We start from the raw sequence: 24,198 nt of genomic DNA, 5'->3' as shown, positions 1-24,198 counted from the left end.
GTTCTCTCCTCTTCATCAGGATGGGGCGTTAAGAACGTGGGGCCACGCTTCTCAGCGTGGCCCCACCAATTCTTGCTCGCTCTCGACTTAGAGGGCGGGCTCCAGGTCGTCGACGTTGGAGCTGTCGACGATGGTGTTTTCCAGCGGAACCATCTCGGGAACTGTCTCGCCCCTCATGACGGCGATGAGGGTTTCGACGGCGAGTTCACCATTGCGGAATGGCGGCTGCAGGATGGTGCTGAACTGCTTGCCTTCACGAATGTTGTCGAAGGCTCCGGCCTCACCGTTGATGCCAACGACGACGGGAACGAAGTCGAGTCCACTCTCTTCAAGGGCCTGAAGGAATCCCTTGGCCATCGTGTCGTCCTGTGCGTAAACACCCTTGATCTGGTCGCCGAACTTAGTGATGAGGTCTCGCGAAGCTACGAGGGCCTTCTGCTGGTCGAAGTCAGCGTTGACCGTGGCAAGAATTTCGAGCCCGGAACCCATGCTTTCAAGTTCGTCGAGGAACCCGCCACTGCGAGCGATCTCGGTACCGTTTCCGGCTTGACCTGCGATAACAACGATGCCGCCGGTGCTGTCGAGGGCGCCGTCAAGCTGCTGGGCGCTGATCTTGCCCTGATCGTACTTGTCGGCTCCAGCGAACGACTGGATGAGCTTCATCGACTCTTCGCCAGCACGAGTGTCGATAGCGACAACGGGGATGCCTGCTTGCTCTGCCTTGAGTAGTCCAGGCAGGTAGCTGTTCTCGTCTGCTGGCCACAGCAGGATGCCGTCAACGCCGCGCGAGACACACGAGTTGAGCTGTTCTGCACCGGTCTGAGCCGAGAACTCTTCGCTGACGATGGTGAGCTCAACGCCTGCTGCATCGGCAGCGGCCTGAGCGCCCTCGTTAGCGGGGGTCACGTACGGGTGCGAGTTAGCGAGTGTGACATAGCAAATACTCTTGCCTTCGACACTGCCTGCGTCTCCGGATGCTGTGTCCGTGTCTGCGGCGGTGCAGCCTGCTACTGCGAACAGAAGCGTGGCAGCAGCCGAGGCGACGAGGATATTACGACGTGCAATCATGCGTTCCTCCTAGGAAGTGGTGTGTTTCTTGGTGCGACCCTCACGCTTCTCTGCGCGCGGGAAGATGTGCCGCCGTGCCCGGAGACAATGCGGTCGAGGCTGATCAGAAGAATCAGCAAGAGACCGGTGTAGATGGCTTGGGTGTACGACGGAACGCCGTTGTATTCGAGCGCTGTCGTGAGGGCGCCGAGGGCGAGCACTCCGCCGAGTGTGGCAAGCGATGAACCGCGGCCACCTTCGAGTCGAGTCCCACCAATAACTACTGCGGTAATCGCAGGAATTAGCATGACGGCACCAGCGACGGGAGACCCGGCAGCAGTACTCAGCGACTGCATCATCCCGGCAAGTCCAGCAAAGAAGCCCGACAGGATGAAGGACGCCGCGATGTAACCGTTGGCGTTGATCCCGCTCGAGGTTGCTGCCGGGGCATCGCTGCCCACAGCGTAGAGGTTGCGACCCGTGGGCGTGAGCTTAAGCCACACGAACATCAGCACGGCAGCGATCAAGAAGATCGCCGATCGTGGCGTGAGTATCCAGAGGAAGTCAGCGGTCAGCGGAAGCCCGAAGATGGGGTCTTCGGAACTCAACGGGTACGAGTTGGTGACCAAAAGCGCCAGTGACGCGAAGATCAAGAGTGTGGCCAAGGTCGCCACGAGCGAGTTGATCTTGAACACCACCACCATCAATGCGTTGATCGCACCAATGAGAACTCCGACCGCGACTCCGGCAGCGGCGGCTGGCACATTGCCGATGAACGGCTGCAGGAAGATCGTTGTAATGCCGGCCATCGACATTATGGATCCGATAGAGAGGTCGATTTGGCCTGCGATCAGCACCGGCGTGAGTCCTAGAGCTAAGAAGCCAACGACCGTGGCACGGTCGAGCACTGACTGGAGCGTGTTGACCGTGAGGAAGTCGTCGACACTCAAGCCACCAAAGACGGCGACCGCAAACAGCATGATGACGAGACGGTACTGAACCGCACGAGTACCGAGTAAAGCGAAGTCGAAGTTTTTCACAGTCTTCCTGCCTTCCGACGAAAGTATGCGTCGATGCCGACGGCACCCAGCACGATGGCGCCCGTGATGAGTCCCGTTGCCTGGCTCGGGAAGCCGAGCAAGATAATCAGGTTGCCGATGAGGGCGGTGATGAGCACGCCGCCAACGGTGCGCAGCACGCTGCCGTTCCCACCGAACACGCTCGTTCCGCCGATCACGACCGCGGTGATTGCGACGAACTCATATCCGGTGCCGATGATCGGGCGTGCCTGGCCGTTGCTCAACGCAAGCAACACACCGCAGAGGCCTGCAAGGAAGCCCGTCATAGCGAACGCAGCAGCCTTGGTAAATCGCACGGGAACCGCGCTTGCCTGAGCTGCTTGGTAGTTGCCTCCGACAGAAAGGCTCCAGCGGCCGAAAGCGGTGCGTGCAAGCAGTGGATGCAGGATCAGCGCCACGAAAATGAAAAGCCAGATAAACACGGGGATACCGAGGATGCTGCTCTTCACGAAGGCGGAGAGAGCGCTCGGCTCGGCGTACACGATGCCACCACCCACGAGCAGTTGGCTAAGGCCAAGCAACACTGATCCAGTGCCGAGGGTCGCGATAATGGGATTAATTCGTAGGTAGCCGACAAGGATGCCGTTGACGACACCACCCATGCTCGCGACTAGCAGCCCCATGAGTGCCGCCGGAACTGTGCCGATGGCTTCTTGGGCGCCGAGCGTGACCAGTGCGCCCATGGCCACGTTGGCAGGAACCGAGAGGTCAGCGAGACCGCCCGAAACCATCACGAACGTCATACCGAGGGCGATGAGGCCGACCGCCGAATTGGCGTTCAATACGTTGGTGAGGTTATTTACTGTCAAGAATGACGGAGAGGCAACTGACCCGATCACAACGAGCGCCAGGATCGCGATAGGAATGCTCAGCGTGCTGAACAGCGCCCCAGGTGTTTTGCTCTTATCGAGACTCTGTGCGGGTGCGACAAGCTGATTCATGCGGCCACCTCCTGACCCGTTGCGGCGCGCATGACCGACTCTTCAGTGGCATCCGCGCGAGAAATTTCGGCTGCAATGACGCCCTCGTGCAAGACGAAGATGCGGTCGCAGACAGCGAGCAGTTCTGGCAGTTCAGAGCTGATCATGAGCACTCCGCCGCCGCCTTGAGCAAACTCTCCAATGATGTGATGGATGTCGGCCTTCGCACCGACGTCGACGCCACGCGTTGGCTCGTCGAGAATGAGCAGCTTCGGCTCCGAGAGCAACCACTTGCCGAGAACGACCTTCTGTTGATTGCCCCCACTGAAAACATTGAGCGGGCGTTCGACTTGAGGCGGGTTGACCTTGAGACGGTCAGCAAGCTCTGTGACGATCTTGCGCTCTTGGCCCAAGAAGATGAGGAGTGCGTTCGTGATCCGGGTGATGACTGGCAGCGTGAAGTTCTCACGAACCGACAGCCCCGGGATGATGCCTTGGCCTTTACGGTCTTCGGGAACGAGTGCAATACCCGCAGCAACACCCTGGCGGGGTGAGCGGATCTTCACAGTTTCCCCGGCGAGGGTGATGGTGCCTTCCTCCAGCGGATCGAGCCCGAACAGGGCGCGAGCAACTTCGGTGCGACCTGAACCGACGAGACCTGCGAGTCCGACAATCTCGTGTTTGCGAACATCCAACGACACATTGTCGAACTGACCGGCACGCGACGCACCCGCAACCGACAGAACCTGCTCCCCGAGCTCGAGGTCGAACTTGGGAAACATTTCGTTGAGGTCGCGGCCGACCATGAGACTCACCATCTCATCCGGGGTAATCCCCTTAACATCGCGTGTCTCAATGTGGCGTCCGTCGCGAAGAACGGTTACCCGATCACCAATCTCCATAACCTCTTGAAGGCGGTGACTGATGTAGATGATTGCGATGCCACGGTTACGCATCTTGCTGATCACGTCGAACAGCACACGGGTCTCTTTGTCGCCCAGCGACGACGTCGGCTCGTCGAACACGACCACGTTCGGCTGGCGTGCGACTACCTTGGCAATCTCGACAAGCTGCTGCTGACTTATCGAGAGGTCGCCTAGTCGAGTGCCGGGATCGATGTCGGTGTCGAGTTCATGCAGCACAGCTTCGGCTTTGGCGTTCATCGCACGGTAGTCAACGAAGGGGCCGCGCTGAGGCATGGCGCCGAGGCTGATGTTTTCAGACACCGACAGGTCGGGCACCAGGTTGAGCTCTTGGTAGATCATGCCAATGCCGCGAGTGCGGGCTTCGCGCGGGGTCCAGTGAGTTGCCTTTCGGCCGCCCACCTCGATCTCGCCTCTGTCGGGCTGGTAGAAGCCCGCAAGAATCTTCATAAGCGTGGATTTGCCTGCCCCATTCTCTCCGACGATGGCATGCACTTCGCCCTCCTTGATTTCCAGATCAACGTCCTGAAGCGCCATGACGCCGGGAAAGGACTTGGTGATTCCGGTCATCCGCAGAGCAGTTGCGGGTGGTGGATCGGTGGTCATACTGAACTCCCCTCATCGCGAACGATGTCGGATTCATTAGTTCGCTGAAGTGTGAATCGCACACTGTAGCGGATGCTCTCCCCTGCGGGGATCGTGGCAAGCTCGCCCGCGGCGCGAGCGGCTCTGCGTCCAAAAACATTAGGAGTGTTAGTGGGTTCGATTCCCAGCGCGTAATGACCCTGACCAACCATCTTCCACTGGTAGAGCCACGGAAGCTCGAGGCCAGAGAACTCAACAACGAGTTTCACACCGAGATCGGGGTTCGATACCCGCACCTGCGCCAACGGCTCGTCGCCAATGGTGTGGCGGAACACTTGCTCGGCGAATCCTGCAGTGGGTGCGGCGCCTGTCTGCCACGCGTCGATTCCCTTCTCTGCTTCAGCATCGCGTGCGACGGTTTCGCGGGAAGGAATATCGATCACGGTATTCTCGGACAGCAATGGCCATCCGAGGTTGATGTGGTACAAAATCATGTGCGGCTGCTCAGAGAATGACTCGTTTGCCACAGTGTCTTCGAGCAGGAACGAATTCGCGCCGACCTCAGCGGAGATAACTCGGTGGAGTGTGAGATTCTCGCCGAAAACTGCGGTTTGGCGGGTAACGGCTTCGACTACAACTTCACGGTCGTTAGCCTCGGCCCGGATGACGCGAGACTTTTGAGCGCCAATACGGCCATGCAATCCGAAGGTTTGCCCCGCATCCTCACCCGCAGGGCCGAAGGTGTCGAGACCACAGGTTGCGAGCAATCCGCCACCGAATGTGCGCAACCATCCCGTGCCCTCGGGCTCAAAGGCCTCCGGCGCGGTGATCTCTGTCGGCGAGATCCATGCGATCGGGATGCCCTCGAACGTGACCTGCCCAATGTCGAGCGCGCGGTCGGGGTGAAGTTCGATCTCCATCCCGCTGCCGTTCACCATCCGCAGACGCCGCGCACCCCGCGCAGGTCCTTCGGCCTCCACGAAGCTGTCGAGTCGAACGACCTGAGAGAGCGAACCTACGCGCTCTCTCATGGCCGTTCCCTCGCGACCAAAAACCTTAGACATGGAGTCCCAATTCGGCGTTTTCTGGCCCGAAGTGCTTAAGAATGACGAGGTCCTGGGTAGCGGAACGGTTGGTGATAGTGACGCCGGCTCGAGCAGCAGACTCGGTGACGAAGAACTCGTCTTGGCTGAGCTGTCCGAAGCGGATGAGCGTGGCTGCGGCGATGTCGTGGCTACCGAGGGTTCCGGTTCCCTGCACAGCGATGAGGCCGTACGCGTCAGCATCCGTAATCGTCACCGTCTGGCCTGGGTGAACCGTGAGTTCCTTCGCACTAAAGTGCGGCGAACGGAAGACGATCCACTTTTCGACGTAGGCCGTCTCTCCATCAGCCGTTGACTGTGCGGTTGAGTACGGCACCATGAAGCGGTTCGTGACGAAATTGGGGTCGGTGTTCTTCTCCCAGTCGAGAAGCGAAATGATGAAGTCGAAGTCGCCGTGGTGCTCCGGCGGCACGTCCTTCCAGAGGAGTTCTTCTGGAACTTCGCGGTTATTGCTCCACGACTCACACATGCAGAAAACATCGCAGGCGGCCTGGGGCTCGTACGTGCAAATGCTGGCGGGCGCGTGGAGAACGCCAGAGGGAATATCCCAACCGGTGCCAAGCTGAGTGCGGTAGCCGCGCGAGAGGTCGGTGATGCGGTTGTCGCCGCCATCGGCAAAACGCATCAGGCGTGCTTTTACTTGATCGGTAGTGACTTCGGGCTGAAAGCCAAGGAAGGAGATCGGTTGGTCGCCTAGGTGGTTGTTCATGTGAGGCGAGTAGTAATAGGCCTCAGGCTTACCCGGCTTGTCGACGAGAGCTGCTTTCTCATCGGTGTGGTGAACATGGAAGGGCAGAGCCTGCTGGTTGTCGAAGAATTTGGAGTACATCGGCCACTTCTCGTGCTGTGTCCACAACCGGTCACCGATCGCTTCGCCCTTGTGGTGGCCGACGAACTCATCGAACGGGAGCAGTGCTCCACCGTCAGGGTCGACGACGAGACTGAGCCCTTCGTTAGCTCCGGTGAGGGGTCCGTTGTCAGCACGAACGGCGGAGGCAAGCCAGCGCTCGTCAACACCGCCACGGCCTTGGGCGAACGGGAAGTAGTCGTCCGGGTGAAGGCGGATACGACGGCCGGGAGTGCAGAATGCGCGGGGAACCCAGGTTGGCGCGAGCTGAACAATGCCCTGCCCTGCTTCGAGAGCGCGATCCATTCCGGATGCGCTGCTTGCGACGCTTTCGTACGCTCCGTCGACCATGTGCGATTCTCCTTCTTCCGAGCTGGTGTAGCAGCTTGGCGAATCGCACAGGCTGCTCTGCCTTGTCTAGTTCAGTTCTGGTTCAATGAACCGGTGTTCAGTGAACCTATCATTCGTTACGGGAGAGTGTCAACGCTCAGTCACATTGGCGCGAATTCAGGAGGGCGTCTCGCCCTGCTCTGTGCGAACCCGAGGGATGTAACATGAAATCTCACACAAACATCGGGGAGCACCATGGCCACTGTCGGCACTCTTGGCGCACAACAACGCAGGGCGATGCTGCAAGAGCACCTTAACCAACACGGCGCTCTCCGTCTCGACGACATCGCGGAAGAACTCTCGGTCTCCGCAATGACCGTCCGACGCGACCTCGACGACATGGAAGCCGAGGGACTGCTGCGACGAGTACGCGGTGGCGCAATCTCCATCGCCGGCCCACGCCCCTTTGACGAACGCCGGGCGGTCCGCTCCCGGGCCAAGCAGGTCATCGCCGGCAAGGCAGCCGCCCTCATCCCGCGTTCCGGATCGATTGCGCTAGATGCATCCACCACCACGGGCACTATTGCAAGCACGCTTGGCCAGCGAGATGGACTCTCGGTTGCCACCAACTCGCTCGAGAACTTCGTAGTTCTGCGTGCCATCCCGGGCGTCACCGGAATGGTGACTGGCGGCGAATCAGAGCCCCACACAGAAAGTTTGGTTGGACTCCTCGCCTGCCAGGGTGCAGCATCCGTTCTGTATTCGCGGTTCTTCTCCTCGGCGAGCGCCGTTGATCCGGTACTCGGCAGCTCGGAGGTGTCGCTGGCGGAGAGCCAAGTGAAGCAGGCTTTCGCGAGTGTTGCTCGCGAAACGATCCTCTGCGTTGATTCCTCGAAGCTCGATGACCGCTCAATCTCAGTGAGCTTCAATTTGCGAGACGTCGACATGCTCATCACCGAACTTGACCCCCGTGACTCTCGCCTCGATGCGTACCGCGAGCATGTTGAGTTACTGTGATGCCCCTTGCGCTTCAGCGTAAGTTATTGTTAGATTTCACAAATACTTACAAACGCGACGACACAGGACACTCGGATGACAAACCCCACTGCAGCTGAACTCATCGCACGCTCGAACCGTCTCGGTTCCGACCCGCGCGTCACCAACTACGCTGGCGGCAACACGTCAGCCAAGGGCACAGAAACGGACCCCGTCACGGGCGAGCCCATCGAGCTCATGTGGGTGAAGGGCTCCGGTGGCGACCTCGGCACCCTGAAGGAAGCCGGCCTCGCCGTGTTGCGCCTCGACCGCCTGCGCTCGATGACGAACGTCTATCCCGGTGTTGAGCGCGAAGACGAAATGGTCGCCGCGTTTGACTACACCCTGCACGGCAAGGGTGGCGCCGCGCCATCCATCGACACCGCCATGCACGGCCTCGTGGACGCCGCCCATGTTGACCACTTGCACCCCGACTCCGGCATCGCCATTGCGACCGCGAAGGATGGCAAGAAACTCACCAAGAAGGCTTTCGGCGACAAAGTTGTGTGGGTCGACTGGCGTCGCCCCGGCTTCCAGCTCGGACTCGACATTGCCGCGATCAAGGAAAAGAACCCTAAGGCCATCGGCTGCATCCTCGGTGGTCACGGCATCACTGCCTGGGGCGACACGAGCGACGAAGCAGAAGCAAACAGCCTCTGGATCATCACCACCGCGGAAGAGTTCATCGCCACCAAGGGCAAGAAGGCCCCCTTCGGCCGCACGGTAGCCAAGAATGCTGCTCTGCCTGAAGAGGAGCGTCGCGAGAAAGCAGCCGCGCTTGCTGCCACGATTCGCGGCATTGCGAGCCATGACCGTCCCATGGTTGGACACTTCACTGACTCGGATGTCGTGCTCGACTTCCTCGCCTCCGCCAACGCGCCCAAGCTTGCAGCCCTCGGTACGAGCTGCCCCGACCACTTCTTGCGCACCAAGGTGAAGCCACTACTGCTTGACCTTCCCGCCAACGCGACTGTCGAAAAGACCATCGCCCGCCTGAAGGAACTCCACGAGGAGTACCGCAAGGACTACACGGCCTACTACGACAAGCACGCGACCAATGACTCCCCCGCGATCCGTGGCGCTGACCCGCTCATCGTTCTCGTTCCCGGTGTCGGAATGTTCAGCTACGGCGCCAACAAGCAGACTGCCCGCGTCGCTGGCGAGTTCTACGTCAACGCGATCAACGTCATGCGCGGTGCTGAAGCGATCTCGAGCTACGCCCCGATCAGCGATGCCGAGAAGTTCACCATCGAATACTGGGCACTCGAAGAGGCCAAGCTGCAGCGGATGCCCAAGCCCAAGTCGCACGCCACGCGCGTTGCTCTCGTCACTGGCGCAGCATCCGGTATTGGCAAGGCCATCGCTACTCGACTCGCTGCGGATGGGGCGTGCGTGATCATTGCTGACCTCGACCTTGAGAAAGCTCAGGCCGCCGCCGCCGAAATCGGCGCTGCGTATTCCAACCCGGCTGATGTGGCGATCGGCCTCAAGGTCAACGTGACCGACGCAGCCGCGATCGAACGCATGGTTCAGGATTCCGTACTCGCCTTCGGCGGCATCGACATCGTCGTAAACAATGCGGGCGTTTCACTCTCGAAGCCGCTGCTGGAGACCACCGAAAAGGATTGGGACTTCCAGCACGACATCATGGCCAAGGGCTCATTCCTCGTCTCGAAGGCAACCGCGCCGGTGCTCATCGAGCAGGGCATGGGTGGGGACGTCATCTACATTTCCTCGAAGAACGCAGTCTTCGCTGGTCCCAACAACATTGCGTACTCGGCGACGAAGGCTGACCAGGCTCATCAGGTGCGACTGCTCGCGGTCGAGCTGGGCGAGCACGGTGTGAAGGTCAACGGCATCAACCCCGACGGTGTTGTGCGCGGTTCCGGAATCTTCGCGGCAGGCTGGGGCGCCAACCGCGCCAAGACCTACGGCGTTGAAGAAGAGGACCTCGGCAAGTTCTATGCCCAGCGAACGATCCTCAAGCGTGAGGTTCTGCCAGAGAACGTCGCGAACGCGGTCTCCGTGCTCACGGGCCCCGACCTCAGCCACACCACTGGTCTCCACATCCCCGTTGATGCTGGTGTTGCGGCGGCGTTCCTGCGATGAGCGCTGGAGTAGTTGCCGCAGTAGACCTCGGTGCCACCAGTGGCCGGGTCATGCTCGGCCTTGTCGGCCACAACGAGTTGAGTGTGCGCCCCGTGGCGCGCTTTCCCAATGGCCCGGTGCGCCGCGCAGATGGTTTGCACTGGGACATTGATGCCCTCTACTCGAGTGTTCTCTCCGGCTTGGCGGCTGCTGTTCGTGAAGAACCGCAGCTGTCGAGCATCGGCGTGGACTCGTGGGCGGTTGACTACGCGCTGATGGCGGGAGGGCAGATGGTTGCGCCCCCGTTCCACTACCGCGACGAGCGCACGGCGGCGGGGGTCGAGCGAGTGCATGCGATTGCTGATCACGCGGAATTGTACGCGTCCAACGGATTGCAGTTTCTCTCCTTTAATACGCTGTACCAGTTCGCAGCGGAACAGAACCTTGCTGACGCTGATGGTTTCTTGCTCGTGCCCGACCTCATCAACTACTGGTTGACAGGCCGACAGGTTGCTGAGCAGACCAACGCCTCGACCACGGGATTGCTCAACATTGCAACCGGTCAGTGGGATGACGCGCTCATCGAGAAGCTCGGATACTCCCGCAGCCTCTTCCCTGAGCTGGTTACTCCCGGCACAACGCTGGGGCCGGTGCGCGACGAGCTCGGCATTCATGCCGACGTGGTCGCTGTTGGATCGCATGACACGGCATCCGCTGTCGTCGCGGTTCCAGCAACGAACGATGACTTCGCCTATATCTCTTGTGGCACGTGGGGGCTCGTGGGCGTTGAGCTGAACTCTCCGGTGCTCACCGAGGCCAGCCGTGCCGCAAACTTCACCAACGAGGGCGGCGTCGACGGACGCGTGCGCTACCTGCACAACGTCATGGGCTTGTGGTTGCTGAGCGAATGCGTGCGCGAATGGCAGAACGATGACGCGAGCGCTGACCTTCTTGAGTTGTTGGCTGCGGCATCCGCTCTCACGACACCGGTGCCGATTTTCGACGCGAACGACCCACGCTTCCTTGCTCCCGATGGCATGCCCGCGCGCATTGCCGCCTGGTGCACTGAACACGACCTACCCGCTCCCCAGTCGCACGTGGAGTTTGTGCGCAGCATCATCGAAAGCCTCAGCGTTGCCTTCGTGGATGCCGTACACACGGCCTCAGACCTTTCCGAAAATTCGGTGTCGGTCATCCATATCGTCGGTGGTGGCTCGCAGAACGAGTTGCTCTGCCAACTGATCGCGGACCGCAGTGGAATGCCGGTGCTGGCCGGCCCCGTAGAGGCCACGGCCATTGGCAACGTGCTGGTTCAGGCGCGAGCCCAGGGCTTTGTGGAGGGCTCACTTGAGTCGCTGCGGTCGCTCGTTACTACCGCGTTCTCACCTAAGCGCTACCTTCCGCGTTCTCGCTAGCTCTCGTCGAGCATCGGGTAGGTGAGCCCGATCTGACGACGGATCTCGTCGAGGGTGTGCATGATCTGCACGCTCTCAGTTGGCGAGAGGATGTCGTTGACGAGTTCGCCCGCGGCGACGAGGCGCTCGAGTTCGGCCGCTTGGAACTGCATTCCGCGACCCGTGACGGTGCCGTCGAATTCTTCGACAACGTTGCCGTCTCCATCGAAGCGGGTATAGGTGGTTGGCGCGTACCAGGTCTCGGCGATTTCGATGCGGCCTTCACTGCCGACGATGACAGCGCGCGTGGGTCCGCGAAGGTCGAGCGTGGTCTGCAGCACGGCTTGCGCTTCGGTGCCGTAGCTCAGGATCATCGAGGTCTGGCGATCGACATCCGTTGCCGTCTTGGTGGCGACGGCGACAACGTCAGTCGGTGCGCCGAGAATGTCGTAGGCGAACGACAGCGGGTAGATACCGAGGTCGAGCAGAGCACCTCCGCCGAGCAGGGGGTTGTTGATTCGGTGCAGAGGGTCGCTTGGCAGGTTTTGGTTGTGGTCAGCAATCACGCTGCGAATCGTTCCCAGCGCACCACCCTTCACGAGTTCGCGAATGCGCACCATGTGCGGAAGGTAGCGAGTCCACATGGCTTCAAGAACGACAAGGTTCAGTTCGGATGCCCGAGCTACAACTGTTTCAGCTTGGGCCGCGTTCATCGTGAAGACCTTCTCCACGAGAACGTGTTTGCCCGCATTCAGGGCGAGCAGCGCGTGCTCTTCGTGGAAGGGGTGAGGAGAAGCAACATAGATGGCGTCAACCTCGGGGTCGGCGACGAGTGCTTCGTAGCTGCCGTGCGCCGTCGGGATGCTGTACTCGGCAGCAAACTTCGTAGCCGATTCTGCGGTGCGAGATCCGACCGCAACGACGTTGTGGCCGTGCTCAATGAGGTCACCGGTTTGTAGGCCAGCGATCCACCCCGTGCCCAAAATTCCCCATGCCAACTGCTTCGTCATACCATCTCCTTTGTTGCGCACAAACACATATCCCGCCAACATAACAGGTCGCTATTTTGCTTTGTCTTACATTCTGCTAGATTGTTTGACAATCCAAGTCGAGGAAGTGGGAGTCAGTTGTGATCGAGAATGCCGCAGTGCTCCCCGAGACCGTCGCCCAGAAGCTTCGCGCCGACATCATCTCTCAGAAAGATGCCCCCGGCGCTTCCGTCACCGAAGCAGCCGTCGCTCTCCGTTTCGGCGTCGCTCGCCCCACCGCCCGCATCGCGATTGATCGCCTCGTCGCCGACGGACTCCTGCGCCGAGAAGCCCACCGCGCCGCCCGCGTGCCCGAGCTCAGCTACGACGACGTGCTCGACCTCTTCGACACCCGCTCCATCGTCGAAGCAGCCGCCATGGCAGCACTCGCTGAAGCCGGCGCAATTCCAGCGGCGGCGCTCGCCGCACACCGCGCGTTCACCGCCACCGATGATTTCGCCCACCACGACATCCAGTTCCACCGCGCGCTCGTCGCCGGTCAGCCCAGTTCGCGCCTCACCCGCCTGCACGAACTGCTCATGGGTGAAGTCGAGCTGTGCATTGGGCAGGTTCAATCCGCCCAACTCATTACCGCCCACGAGGTGGCCGAACAACACCAGGGCATCCTCGATGCCATCACCGCCGGGGATGCCGCCGCCGCGGAGCGCCTCACCCGCGACCACATTCTGGGGGCGCGCGATCGCCTCCTCACCCACCTCGACACCGACACCGATCTCGACACCGACAGCTAAGGCACCTCATGGTTAAGCGTCAATTTCCGAACCCCGTAGAGCTCGCGAAGCTCATGAAGTTCAAGGCCCCCGAGCTCAACGGCAAGAAGCGTCGCCTCGACAGCGCCCTCACGATTTACGACCTCAAAGACATCGCCAAGCGTCGCACCCCCAAGGCCGCCTACGACTACACGGATGGCTCGGCCGAAGGCGAGATCTCGCTGAGCCGAGCGCGCCAGGCCTTCGAAGACATCGAGTTCCACCCCTCGATCCTGCGTGGCGCCTCCTGCGTCGACACCACCACGCAGATTCTCGGCGGAACGTCCGCGATGCCGTTCGGAATTGCGCCGACGGGATTCACCCGCCTCATGCAGACCGAAGGCGAAATCGCCGGCGCGGGCGCAGCAGCGGCAGCAGGAATTCCGTTCACTCTTTCGACGCTGGGCACGACATCCATTGAAGATGTGAAGGCCACCAACCCGAACGGCCGTAACTGGTTCCAGCTGTATGTCATGCGCGAACGCGAGATCTCTTACGGCCTCGTCGAGCGCGCGGCAGCCGCAGGCTACGACACGCTGATGTTCACGGTCGACACCCCGGTTGCCGGTGCGCGACTGCGCGACAAGCGCAATGGGTTCTCGATTCCTCCGCAGCTGACGGCAGGCACGATCCTCAACGCCATCCCTCGCCCCTGGTGGTGGTTCGACTTCCTCACGACTCCCCCGCTCGAATTCGCCTCGCTCGCGACCACCGGAGGCACCGTGGGCGAACTGCTCGACTCCGCCATGGACCCGTCAATCAACTACGACGACCTCAAGATCATCCGTGACATGTGGCCAGGCAAAATTGTGATCAAGGGAGTGCAGAACCTTGAAGACTCGAAGCGCCTCGCAGAGCTCGGCGTTGACAGCATCCTGCTCTCCAACCATGGTGGTCGCCAGCTCGACCGCGCCCCCATCCCCTTCCACCTACTGCCGAACGTCGTGCGCGAAGTGGGCACGGACGTCGAGGTGATGGTCGACACCGGCATCATGAACGGTGCAGACATCGTGGCCTCGATGGCCCTCGGCGCCAAGTTCACGCTCATCGGTCGCGCCTACCTCTACGGGCTTATGGCGGGAGGGCGCGAGGGCGTTGACCGCACGATCCAGATTCTGTCGGAGCAGATCGTGCGCACGATGAAACTGCTCGAGGTCACGAGCATCGAAGAGCTCGAGCCGAAGCACCTGACTCAGTTGCAGCGGTTGGCTCCCCGTGCCGTCACCCCGAGTGCGGCCGCGGCGGTGCCCGCGAAATAAAGCCACTCGTGCCGCAGGCTGTGGTGGGTCGCCGTGCGAGTTCTCTGGCCCTGCCGGGTTCTGGATTCTGAACTCAGTCGGTCAAGACCCGGCGGGGCATAGAGTTGAGCATCGTGACTCAGAACTCTCGCGATGCTCCGACCCCCGTCTGGCGCGCGCCAGGAATGCCCGCGCTATTGGTCTTGACGGCCGCAGGTTTCGGAGGTTTCATTGCGCTGATTCCTGTCGTACCGCTGTGGGCGATTCAGGGCGGAGCCACGGAAGCTGGCTCCGGTTTCGTCAACGGTGTGTTGCTGCTCGTCACCGTAATGTCGCAGCCCTTTGTTCCGCGACTCCTGGAGCGCTTAGGTACTGGCCGCGTGCTCGCGGCGGGCCTCGCCCTTCTCGGAGTTCCGCCACTGCTGCTTCTCATTTCGGATCAGCTGGGCTGGATTCTCGCTATTTCCGCGGTCCGCGGTGTCGGCTTCGGTATCCTGACTGTCACCGGCTCGACCGTCGTGGCGAACCTTGTTGATCGCGCGCAACACGGCGCTGCCGTCGGAATCTACGGCGCTGCAATCGCGATCCCGCAGATCTTCCTCGCCCCCACCGCAACCCTGCTCGCGGAGACCGTCGGATTTTGGGCCGTCTTTGCGCTCGGTGCGTTGCCCCTCTTGGGCATCAGCTCTGCCCCTCGCCTCGCACGTATTCTTCGCGCCCAAGCTGCCGAGCGTGAGTTGCTCCCCGCCACCGGTTCAACGTCGGTCGCGGCACCATCGGGCACCCGATCGCAGCGACGTATGCTCGCCGTCACCCTTCTGCGCCCCATGATGCTCCTCAGCGGCGTGACTCTCGCCGGCGGTGCACTGCTCACTTTCGCGCCACAAATGAGCTCATCGCCCGCGGCGACTGCCGGAGCGCTCGCCCTGCTCACCCTCAGCGCCGCGATCACCCGCTGGGGTGTCGGCGGCCTCTCTGATCGCTACGGTGCCGGTCGCTTCCTGTGGCCGCTCGTCGTCATCTCGGTCGCCGGCCTCCTCGCGATCGCCCAAGCGGTGCAGAACCCGGATTCCACGGGTGTTCTGCTCTTCCTTCTCGGCACGACGCTCGTCGGCGTTGCCTACGGTGGGCTGCAGAACCTCACTCTCGTGCTTTCCCTCGCCGCCGTACAACGCAAGCAATACGGCACAGCGAGCGCTGTCTGGAACATCGGCTTCGACCTCGGAACAGCCCTAGGTTCAGTGCTCATCGGCACACTCGCCACCGCGTTCGCGTTCCCGCCCGCGATCTTGGTAGCGGCAGCGATCTCGCTCTTGACGCTGCCGCTCGCGTTTATTCGCGGACCGAAGGTCACCGGCTAGCACGGTTACGGTACTCGCAGCTGATGGGCCTCGCGGCTGCGTGGCATCTCGTGTCGAGCGAAATTCCGGCGGCTGCCGTCAGCAGTGCTCGTAGACGTAATCGGGTGAGCCGGGCGGCGTGAGGTCGCGATCTCGCAGCATCGTGATGCGTGGTGTTGCGGCATCCGCGCACACTTCGGCGAAGGGTCGCCGCAGCTCGTCGGTGTACTCGATATCGATTACGGCGTCACCGTAAGAATCGGTAAAGTCACCGCACTCCTCGAACTGATCGCACTCTTCGACGATCACAAAGTCGAAGCCAATCGTGGATGCCGCCTGCCCCAGCAGCTCAGCAGAATTCTTCTGCGCCACCGCGAGCCCGTTCTCGTGACCGGCCTGCACGAGCAGCGTTGCCATCGCGATCGCGTCTGCGCGCTCGAGTAGCCCTTCGGAGCGCGAGTAGCTGTCGAGGTTATCGAACTCGACAGCCTCAAAACCTTTGCTAGCGCAGCCCACAATCGCGGGGCTCAGTTGCTCGGCGATAGCCTCCCGATTGCTTTCGGAACGAATGTCGAGAAGGGTCTCATCCGGCCAGTTCGGGTCGATAACCGCGTCGCCTGCGCTGTCTTGCAAGAGCAAATCGGTCGGCCACTGCTCGCCCGGTTGCGATTGGAAAGCATTGATGTAGCAAATGGAATATGCCCCGTCGAGCGGCTGCTCTTCTGAGTCGCGAACGACCACCGACACTGCCGCGCCGGGCTCGTAGGCTCCGCCTAACTGGTAGTCGGCGATCGCTCCCGGCTCGAAAAGGCTCCAGGCCGAGGGAGATGACCCGGCGTTGGCGGATGCGGCGGGAGAGCTCGAGTGCGTCTCCCCTGCGGGGGCGGCGGCAGTGCATCCCGCGATGGAGAGCACGAGCGCCGTCGCGAGAGTGAGTCGCATCGTCCGCGAGTTGCGTGGCCACACCGTGGAGGGTGCGTTAGGTGTGGTTGCGTTCATGACGCTGAGTTTAGACCGCACGCTATCACGTCGTGAAACGCGATGAGGCCGCGAAAAACTACGCCAACCGCAACAACCGCGCCCGCAGTTCTTTCGGGGTCGACTCGGGCAGGGCAGCGGAAAATTCTCTGCGCTGCGGCAGCGCACCACCTTCGGCGACGACGGTGATTGCCCGAGCCAAACTGCCGCGACTCACGTGCGTGAGGGCGTTGTCGTCGGCGTGCATCTCGAGAAGCAGTGCCACTTCACGCGAGGCATTGCGCGCGGTCGGTAACCACGGCAGCGATACCTTCCAGGCCGTGAAAAAGATGAGCACGATGTCATGGCGCAATCGAACGTGGGCCCGCTCATGCTCAATGACGGCACGAAGTTCTTCTTCATCCAGCAGTTTGATCAGGCCAGCCGTCAAGACGGTGATCGACTTGAGGGCACCAGGCAAGCAGTAGGCGACGGGAGCCGGGGTGTCGATGAGTCGGGTGCCGGGACGGTCGACCATTGGCTCACTGAGAAGGGTGATGAGTTGAGCATGGCGGGCACGCTCTCGCTCCGCATATACAACCGTGACGAGCAGGTTTAGGAGGAGGTGGGCGGTGAGGAAGAGAGCTCCCGAGAGCGCGAGCAACGACCACACCGAGGAGCCGTCTGGCAACTCATTGTGGGTGACGAAGCGCCACATGCCGTTAGCGGCATCCGAAAGGTCATTGGCGAATGTTGAGGCCCCCAAAAGAACGAGCGAGCCAATCATGCTGGTGCCACCGACGAGTGCGACGAGTTGCCAAACCAGCAACCCCAGTGTCGGGCGACGGTAGGCCCATCTCGCCCCTGGCAGCAGTGCGGGAACAGGCCACGCTAACAAGATCGCGATGAGGCCGAGCGCGATGGCGGCAACGAGCATTTTTAGCGACCGGCGAGGATGCGGCGCAGAGTGTCGGCTTCTTCGCTCGAGACCTGACCGACGAAACGTTCGAGTACCGCAGCGCGATCGCTCGCACCACCAAGCACTTCGTGCATGAGGTCGGCCATGTGCGCCTCGCGAGCGGCGGCGGCACGGTAGCGGTGTGGTCGGGAGTCTCGCTCGCGCACCACAAAGTTTTTGTTTTCGAGCCTCGACAGCACGGTGAGGATCGTGGTGGGGGCGAGCTCACGGCCCGATTCCGAATGCTCAGCTAGTGCCGCTTGCAGGTCATACGCCGAAAGGCTTTCGCCACCTGCCCACAGCAAATCCATGACGCTGCGTTCGAGTTCTCCCAACGAATTCATGAGCCAATTCTACCTCAGGTAGAAATTATTTCTACAACCGTGTAGAAATAGTTCTACAAGACGTAGAAAATGCAGTGGAAGGTGCGGAGTGGACCCCCTAGAAATCGCGAGATGGCAGTTCGGCATCACCACCGTTTACCACTTCATCATGGTTCCCCTCACGATTGGCCTTGGCCCGGTCGTCGCACTCATGCAAACCCAGTGGGCGCGCACGGGCGACGAGAAGTGGCTGCGCATGACTAAATTCTGGGGCAAGTTGTACCTCATCAACTTCATCATGGGTGTTGCCACCGGCCTCGTGCAGGAGTTTCAGTTCGGCATGGCCTGGAGTGAATACTCTCGCTTCGTCGGCGACGTCTTCGGCGCACCGCTCGCCATGGAAGGCCTCCTCGCCTTCTTCTTCGAATCAGTCTTCCTCGGCCTCTGGATCTTCGGCTGGAGCCGCCTGCCCAAGAAGATTCACCTCGCCACCCTGTGGATCGCGGTAGCCGGTTCGATCGTCTCCGCCTTCTTCATCATCGTGGCGAACTCGTGGATGCAGCACCCGGTCGGAGTTGAGCTCATCGACGGTCGCCCCGTCATGACCGACATCTGGGCAGTGCTCACCAACAACACCGCGCTCACCGCCTATTCGCACACAATCACTGGCGCCCTCGCCGTCGGCGCCGGGTTCGTCGTCGGCATCTCCTGGTACCAGCTCTGGCAGCGTCGTCGCGATGGAATCGACACTGTGGATGCCGCAGGCCGTGTCGTCGTCGGCGAGAACACCAGCATCCCCGGCCGCGATCGCAAGGACCACTCGGTCTGGATCACGAGCATCCGCATCGGTGCCGTCATTGCGATTGTCGGATTCGGTGGAGTCGCCATCACCGGTGACCTGCAGGCGAAGCTCATGTTTGAACAGCAACCGTTGAAGATGGCCGCGGCCGAGGCCGCCTGCCATGACGGTACGAGTTTCTCGGTGCTTTCGATTGGCCCGCTCGGTTCTCAGGACTGTGAGGCTGTGGTCGGCATTATCGAAATTCCGGGCATCCTCTCATTCCTCGCTCATGGCGACTTCGATACGGAGATCAAGGGTGTGAACACGCTCATCCCCGAGTACCAAGCACTTTATGGAACCAACCTTCCCGACGACCCGCTCTATGGCGAACGTGCCGGAATGGAAATCAACTACTTGCCGATCATGGAGGTCACCTACTGGGGCTTCCGCCTGATGATCGGCTTCGGGATGCTCGCGGCTGGTTTCGCTCTGCTCACCCTATGGATTGTTCGCAAGGGAACGGTGCCGCGGTCGAAGTTCCTGATGGGCACGGCACTCCTCAGCATTGCGGCCCCGTTCGGTGCCAACATCGCGGGTTGGGTGTTCACCGAAATGGGACGTCAGCCGTTTGTGGTTGCCCCTAACCCGACCCCCGGTGGCGTTGACGGTGTCTACATGTTCACCGCGGCAGCAGTTTCCCCTGGGGTGAGTGGTGAAGAGATCATCTTCTCCCTCGCTTCCCTCGCGCTCGTCTACGCCTTCTTGCTGGTCTTCGAAGTGAAGCTGCTCGTCAAGTACGTGCGCGGTGGCGTTGCCTCGGCGATGCCTGAGCTCGGGCATCCAGAAGCTGGTCCCGGCGACAGCGAGAGCGATCCCAACAACCCTGACGACCCCAACCGGCCAGACCAACGCGACGACGTTCTCGCGTTCGCCTACTAAGTAGAGAGGCAGACACTCATGGAACTTCTTCCCACCGTCTGGTTCATCGCCATCGCGGCACTCTGGATTGGCTACCTCCTGCTCGAAGGCTTCGACCTTGGGGTCGGGATGCTGCTGCTCTTCAGCACGCGCAACGACAAGCAGCGCCGGCTCATGCTCAATGCCATCGGCCCGGTCTGGGACGGTAACGAGGTCTGGCTGATCACGGCTGGAGCCGCCACCTTCGCTGCATTCCCGTTTTGGTATGCGTCGCTGTTCTCAGCCCTTTACATCCCGCTGACAATCGTGCTCGTGAGCCTCATCTTCCGCGCGGTCGCGATTGAGTACCGCGGCAAAGGTTCCACGGATAAGTGGCGTATGTGGTGGGATCGCGCTCTCGGTCTCGGCTCCCTCGGGTCAGCGTTCGGCATCGGTGCAGCGCTCGCCCTCACTACGACCGGCCTTCCGATTGATGCAAACGGTGACCGCGTTGGCGGCGCCTTCGCCTGGTTCACTCCCTATGCCGTGCTCGGTGGCCTTGCTGTTGTCGGCTTCGCGCTCGTGCACGCCTCCGCGTTCCTCGGTCTGAAGACCGATGGCGACGTGCGTGTCCGTGCCCGCAACTTTGTGGTGCGGTGGAGCCCCGTTGCTCTGCTGCCGATTGTCGCGTGGGTGCTCATCATCCAATTCCAGAACGGCACCGTTATTACGTGGGCGCTCGTGGTAGTTGCGGTGATCGCCGTAGTCTTCGGCTGGGTCAGCGCGCGAGCCGGGCGCGAGGGCTGGGCCTTCGTCGGTATCGCAGCATTTTTGGTCGCGGGAGCGTCATCCATTTTCGCTGCGGTCTACCCTGTAGTCCTGCCGTCGACCATTGATCCTGCCTTCAACCTGACGATCTCCAACGCGGCGAGTGGCGAATATACCTTGGGCGTTATGAGTGTCGTGACCGCGTTTGGTCTGCCGCTGGTGTTCGTGTATCAAGGCTGGACCTACTGGGTATTCCGCAACCGCCTGAGCGACAAGCACATCCCGGAGGCTCACGTGGTGAAGCCTGCGGTGGCACCCGCTTCCTCCGCAAACTAGGGCACTCCCAGCGTTGCACAATCAGCAGAGGGCACCATGGAGGGCATGAAGGCCAAACTCCGCGAACGACTCGCAGCCGGTTTCGGCCCAGGCGGCGTACACACGCTGTTCGGGCTCGGGCTGTTGGCCGCGCTCAAGGGGCTCGCCCTCGTGCTCATGGCGGAGGCGGTTGCCCGCGGCGTCGTCGGCGTCATCGAAACGGATGATCGGGCGTGGCAGTTCGCGATTGTGCTGGGCATTGCCGCTGGCCTTCTGCGCGCGGCCGCCGCTTGGGCAACGGAGAGTTTTGCAACCCGCGCTGCTCTCGGCGCGAAGGAATCGCTGCGACGCGAACTCGCCGAGCGAGTGCTCACGGGTTCGGATTCGCGCGTCGGTGCGAGCACGGCAATTGCGACGGTCGGTCTCGATGAGCTCGACAACTACTTCCGTGTTGTGTTGCCGTCGATTGTGACGACGGCAACGGTTCCGTTGCTGATTGGCGCCCGCATCCTCTCGGTCGATTGGGTGAGTGCGCTCATCATTGTGTTGACGGTTCCTCTGGTTCCCGTCTTCATGGTGCTTGTCGGTGGGCACACGCGCGAGCGTGCTGACGCGGCGAGTGCGAGTCTCGAACGCCTTTCCGATCATCTTGTTGAGCTGGCGCGCGGCCTGCCCGTTCTGGTGGGGCTTGGCCGGGTCGGTGAGCAGTCGCGTGCTCTTCGGGCGATCTCGGCCGAGAATCGCACGACCACAATGGCGACGCTACGCACGGCGTTCCTCTCCTCCCTAGTGCTGGAACTCATTGCCACCATCTCGGTCGCTATTGTTGCCGTCTTTGTTGGTGTGCGGCTTGTCAACGACCAGCTCCCCCTCACGGTTGGCCTCATCGCCCTTGTGCTTGCGCCCGAGTGTTTTGCGCCGTTCCGCGAACTGGGTGCCGCGTTCCACTCCTCCGAGAATGGGCTCACCGCTCTGCGCCGGGCCCGCACGATCATCGATGCGCCGCGAGCCCGTGTTCACCGGCAGCCGGAGGGCTCCTTCCGTGTTGTCGATCTGACGGTCGCCTACAACGGTCGTGCTCTTCCTGCGATTGACCAGCTCAGTTTCCGAGCGACGCCGGGAACAATCACGGCATTGGATGGGCCAAGCGGCAGCGGAAAGTCCAGTGTTCTTGAGGTGCTGGCGGGCAATCGTGAGCCCGACGGCGGCACCGTGTGGGGCGTCGACGTTTCCCGGGTGGCGTGGGTTCCGCAACATCCGCAGACCGTTGCCGACACCGTCCTCGACGAACTGCGCCTCTATAGCGACGATGAACAATCCATCAAAGCAGTGCTGCTCGAACTTGGCTTGGGTTCAATCGCTGACACCGACCCCCGCCAGGTGAGCCCCGGCGAGCTGCGTCGCATTGCTGTCGCGCGCGGACTGCTGCGCGTCGAAGCGGGCGCAACTCTGTTGCTGTTGGATGAGCCAACAGCCCATCTCGACCCGGCATCCGCTGCTCGCGTGGAGACAGCAATCGCTGAGTTGCGCGGCCGACCGGTGACGGTGTTGGTGGCGTCGCACGAGTCGGGAATCGCAGCGCTTGCCGACCAAGTGATTTCGGTCGGTGTGTCAGGCGGAACCAGGGCTGTCGAAGCGCGCGTTGACCCGATTGCGGCAACAACGGAACCGGATGCTGGCGCCCTCGCCGCGCCAAGCTCACCCCGCGCCACTCTCGCCGCCCTCCTCGAGTTTGTGCGTCCCTCATTCGGCACTCTCGTCGGAGCTATTGCTCTCGGCATTGGCGCGAGCCTCTTCGCGATCTCGTTGACCGCAATCTCGGGCTGGCTGATTGTGCGGGCGAGCGAGCATCCGCCGATCATGTACTTGCTGGTGGCGATCGTTGGCGTGCGGTTCTTCGGGTTGGGTCGCGCCGGCCTGCGCTATGCCGAACGTCTGGCGACTCACAGTGCGGTGCTGCAATCGTTGATCGAACTGCGGGTATCACTCTGGAACGGTCTCGGCGCTCGGGCCCTGGGTTCGCGGGCTCTCGCGAATGGCGGGGTCGCTCTCGACTATCTCGTCTCGGCCGCTGACCGGGTGCGCGATCTGGTTCCTCGGGTCGTGCTGCCGCCCGCGGTTGCTCTCGGCACGTCACTCGCTGCGGTTATTGCGGTTGCGTTGCTTCATACTCCCGCCGTGTCGGTGTTGCTGTGGGGGCTCGCCGCTGGTCTTATCGCGGCACCGGTCGTTGCCGTGCTGGTTGATCGCTCGGCCGCCAACGGCATCGCCAATGTGCAATCTCGTGTCGTGCGCGCCTTTGCCGCCATGACGGGTGCGGCTAACGATCTGCGCGCCAATGGTGTCGGTGAGCGGATGCTCGTGCGCCTCGATCGCATCGACGCCGAAGCCGGGGCACTCTCCCGCCGCAGCGCTCGCGCCCTTGGCCTCGGCAATGCCGTCGTCGTACTCGCCTGCTCGGTGACCGCCGTCACGATGCTCCCCGTTGCCGCGCCCGCCGTCGTCGCCGGCACCCTTCCGATCGGTATTGTCGCCGTGCTCGTGCTTATCCCCATCGGCCTCGTCGACTCGCTCATCGCCTTTGTTGATTCCGTACAGCAGTGGCCAGCACTCAGTGCCGCTTTGGCGAAGGTGCGTGGGGTGACGGCGGGGGTGGACGCTGCGGGAGGTGCCATTTCAGGCGGCGCTGCTGCCGCGAGCGCAGACCAACCACTCGGCGACGTGACCATTCTTGAACTGCGGAAGCTCGGCATCCGCTGGCCTTCGAGCCCGACGCTCGCTTTCTCGGGCGCGACCGCTCGGGTTGAGCGGGGTGAGTGGCTTGTCGTCGAGGGGCCATCGGGGGCGGGCAAGTCGACGTTGTTGGCGGCGCTGCTCGGGTATCTTCCGGCAGCCGCGGGTTCGTGGAGCCTCAATGGGGTGGATGCGCGCGAGCTGTCGCCTGAGCAATTGCGCGCGGCGGTCACATGGTGCCCGCAGGAGTCGCACCTCTTCGACTCAACGATTCATGGCAACCTGCTGTTGGGCCGCGCCCACGATGATCAGCCGACCGAGCAGGAGCTTGTTGCGGTGTTGCGCCGGGTGGGTCTCGGCCCGCTATTCGATTCGCTCGAGTACGGCCTCGATACTCGGGTGGGTTCGGCGGGTGCGAGCTTGTCGGGCGGCGAGCGTCAGCGCCTCGCGGTTGCCCGCACCCTGCTCACGCGAGCGGATGTCGTGCTGCTCGATGAACCGACCGCCCACCTGGATGCCGCGAGCGCCGAGCACCTCATCAGCGACCTGCGCACGGCTCTCGCCGACAAGATCGTGGTGCTCGTGAGCCATCACGATGACGAGCGCCGCGACTTCGATGTGAGCTTGCGGCTCGGGGCGCGCGAGGTCGCTGCGGTCTAGCGCTGCCGCTTTGGCTGAGGGTGCGCCCGTAACACACTGCACCTTGAGCTAGCTGCGACGATGCGTCAGTTGTTCTGGT

General features: G+C 61.9%; 19 protein-coding genes. 9 read left to right on the top strand and 10 right to left on the bottom strand.

Features of this window, described 5'->3' with window-relative positions:
- Window positions 1-87 precede the first annotated feature (87 nt).
- The 6 genes from ACOH1Z_RS08710 to ACOH1Z_RS08685 are packed head-to-tail and all read right to left on the bottom strand — an operon-like array spanning window position 88 to window position 6,855.
- Window positions 88-1,068, bottom strand: a complete 981-nt coding sequence (locus ACOH1Z_RS08710) for a sugar ABC transporter substrate-binding protein (protein ID WP_449648050.1) — start codon at window positions 1,066-1,068, stop codon at window positions 88-90.
- Window positions 1,065-2,087: an ABC transporter permease gene (locus ACOH1Z_RS08705; RefSeq protein ID WP_449648049.1), complete on the bottom strand. Its 1,023-nt coding sequence runs from the start codon at window positions 2,085-2,087 to the stop codon at window positions 1,065-1,067. Before ACOH1Z_RS08705 ends, ACOH1Z_RS08710 begins: the two co-directional genes overlap by 4 nt.
- Window positions 2,084-3,067: an ABC transporter permease gene (locus ACOH1Z_RS08700; protein ID WP_449648048.1), complete on the bottom strand. Its 984-nt coding sequence runs from the start codon at window positions 3,065-3,067 to the stop codon at window positions 2,084-2,086. Before ACOH1Z_RS08700 ends, ACOH1Z_RS08705 begins: the two co-directional genes overlap by 4 nt.
- The gene (locus ACOH1Z_RS08695) at window positions 3,064-4,575 is read right to left on the bottom strand and encodes a sugar ABC transporter ATP-binding protein (protein WP_449648047.1); all 1,512 of its coding nucleotides are present in this window, start codon (window positions 4,573-4,575) and stop codon (window positions 3,064-3,066) included. Before ACOH1Z_RS08695 ends, ACOH1Z_RS08700 begins: the two co-directional genes overlap by 4 nt.
- Window positions 4,572-5,618: an aldose 1-epimerase family protein gene (locus tag ACOH1Z_RS08690; protein WP_449648046.1), complete on the bottom strand. Its 1,047-nt coding sequence runs from the start codon at window positions 5,616-5,618 to the stop codon at window positions 4,572-4,574. The genes ACOH1Z_RS08695 and ACOH1Z_RS08690 overlap by 4 nt, the downstream gene beginning before the upstream one ends.
- Window positions 5,611-6,855 carry a hypothetical protein gene (locus ACOH1Z_RS08685; protein WP_449648045.1) on the bottom strand — a complete coding sequence of 415 codons (1,245 nt, stop codon included), beginning with the start codon at window positions 6,853-6,855 and terminating at the stop codon, window positions 5,611-5,613. The genes ACOH1Z_RS08690 and ACOH1Z_RS08685 overlap by 8 nt, the downstream gene beginning before the upstream one ends.
- A 234-nt stretch (window positions 6,856-7,089) precedes the next feature.
- On the opposite strand from ACOH1Z_RS08685, the gene ACOH1Z_RS08680 reads away from it, so the two are divergent.
- The 3 genes from ACOH1Z_RS08680 (at window position 7,090) to ACOH1Z_RS08670 (ending at window position 11,372) form a co-directional block, all read left to right on the top strand.
- The gene (locus tag ACOH1Z_RS08680) at window positions 7,090-7,851 is read left to right on the top strand and encodes a DeoR/GlpR family DNA-binding transcription regulator (protein WP_449648044.1); all 762 of its coding nucleotides are present in this window, start codon (window positions 7,090-7,092) and stop codon (window positions 7,849-7,851) included.
- 75 nt (window positions 7,852-7,926) lie between these two features.
- Window positions 7,927-9,978, top strand: a complete 2,052-nt coding sequence (locus tag ACOH1Z_RS08675; protein ID WP_449648043.1) for a bifunctional aldolase/short-chain dehydrogenase — start codon at window positions 7,927-7,929, stop codon at window positions 9,976-9,978.
- Window positions 9,975-11,372, top strand: coding sequence for a rhamnulokinase (locus ACOH1Z_RS08670; protein WP_449648042.1), 1,398 nt, complete (start codon window positions 9,975-9,977; stop codon window positions 11,370-11,372). The genes ACOH1Z_RS08675 and ACOH1Z_RS08670 overlap by 4 nt, the downstream gene beginning before the upstream one ends.
- Here the strand turns inward: ACOH1Z_RS08670 and ACOH1Z_RS08665 are convergent.
- Entirely contained in the window at window positions 11,369-12,361 is a 993-nt protein-coding gene (locus ACOH1Z_RS08665; protein ID WP_449648041.1) for a Gfo/Idh/MocA family protein, read from the bottom strand. The genes ACOH1Z_RS08670 and ACOH1Z_RS08665 overlap by 4 nt on opposite strands.
- Before the next feature lie 119 nt (window positions 12,362-12,480).
- On the opposite strand from ACOH1Z_RS08665, the gene ACOH1Z_RS08660 reads away from it, so the two are divergent.
- From ACOH1Z_RS08660 to ACOH1Z_RS08650, 3 genes are all read left to right on the top strand, one after another.
- Complete coding sequence (locus tag ACOH1Z_RS08660) at window positions 12,481-13,131, top strand: GntR family transcriptional regulator (protein ID WP_449648040.1); 651 nt, start codon at window positions 12,481-12,483, stop codon at window positions 13,129-13,131.
- Between the two features lie 8 nt (window positions 13,132-13,139).
- Window positions 13,140-14,408, top strand: a complete 1,269-nt coding sequence (locus tag ACOH1Z_RS08655) for an alpha-hydroxy acid oxidase (protein WP_449648039.1) — start codon at window positions 13,140-13,142, stop codon at window positions 14,406-14,408.
- 113 nt (window positions 14,409-14,521) lie between these two features.
- Window positions 14,522-15,748: an MFS transporter gene (locus ACOH1Z_RS08650; RefSeq protein ID WP_449648038.1), complete on the top strand. Its 1,227-nt coding sequence runs from the start codon at window positions 14,522-14,524 to the stop codon at window positions 15,746-15,748.
- Between the two features lie 78 nt (window positions 15,749-15,826).
- On the opposite strand, the gene ACOH1Z_RS08645 is transcribed toward ACOH1Z_RS08650, so the two are convergent.
- Genes ACOH1Z_RS08645 through ACOH1Z_RS08635 form a run of 3 tightly spaced genes read right to left on the bottom strand, consistent with a single transcriptional unit; the run spans window position 15,827 to window position 17,986 of the window.
- Window positions 15,827-16,726, bottom strand: coding sequence for an endo alpha-1,4 polygalactosaminidase (locus ACOH1Z_RS08645; RefSeq protein ID WP_449648037.1), 900 nt, complete (start codon window positions 16,724-16,726; stop codon window positions 15,827-15,829).
- Between the two features lie 58 nt (window positions 16,727-16,784).
- On the bottom strand, window positions 16,785-17,621 hold the full coding sequence (locus tag ACOH1Z_RS08640; RefSeq protein WP_449648036.1) for a M56 family metallopeptidase: 837 nt from the start codon (window positions 17,619-17,621) through the stop codon (window positions 16,785-16,787).
- A 2-nt stretch (window positions 17,622-17,623) separates the two neighbouring features.
- Window positions 17,624-17,986: a BlaI/MecI/CopY family transcriptional regulator gene (locus ACOH1Z_RS08635; protein ID WP_449648035.1), complete on the bottom strand. Its 363-nt coding sequence runs from the start codon at window positions 17,984-17,986 to the stop codon at window positions 17,624-17,626.
- A gap of 88 nt (window positions 17,987-18,074) precedes the next feature.
- On the opposite strand from ACOH1Z_RS08635, the gene ACOH1Z_RS08630 reads away from it, so the two are divergent.
- From ACOH1Z_RS08630 to cydD, 3 genes are read left to right on the top strand one after another with little or no spacing between them, the layout of a single operon-like run.
- The gene (locus ACOH1Z_RS08630) at window positions 18,075-19,685 is read left to right on the top strand and encodes a cytochrome ubiquinol oxidase subunit I (protein ID WP_449648034.1); all 1,611 of its coding nucleotides are present in this window, start codon (window positions 18,075-18,077) and stop codon (window positions 19,683-19,685) included.
- An 18-nt stretch (window positions 19,686-19,703) separates the two neighbouring features.
- On the top strand, window positions 19,704-20,747 hold the full coding sequence (cydB, locus tag ACOH1Z_RS08625) for a cytochrome d ubiquinol oxidase subunit II (RefSeq protein WP_449648033.1): 1,044 nt from the start codon (window positions 19,704-19,706) through the stop codon (window positions 20,745-20,747).
- A gap of 45 nt (window positions 20,748-20,792) precedes the next feature.
- Window positions 20,793-24,119 carry a thiol reductant ABC exporter subunit CydD gene (gene cydD / locus ACOH1Z_RS08620; RefSeq protein ID WP_449648032.1) on the top strand — a complete coding sequence of 1,109 codons (3,327 nt, stop codon included), beginning with the start codon at window positions 20,793-20,795 and terminating at the stop codon, window positions 24,117-24,119.
- Window positions 24,120-24,198: the final 79 nt, after the last annotated feature.

Source organism: Rhodoglobus sp. (assembly GCF_053580035.1).
This window is presented reverse-complemented; position numbering and strand designations above follow the sequence as displayed.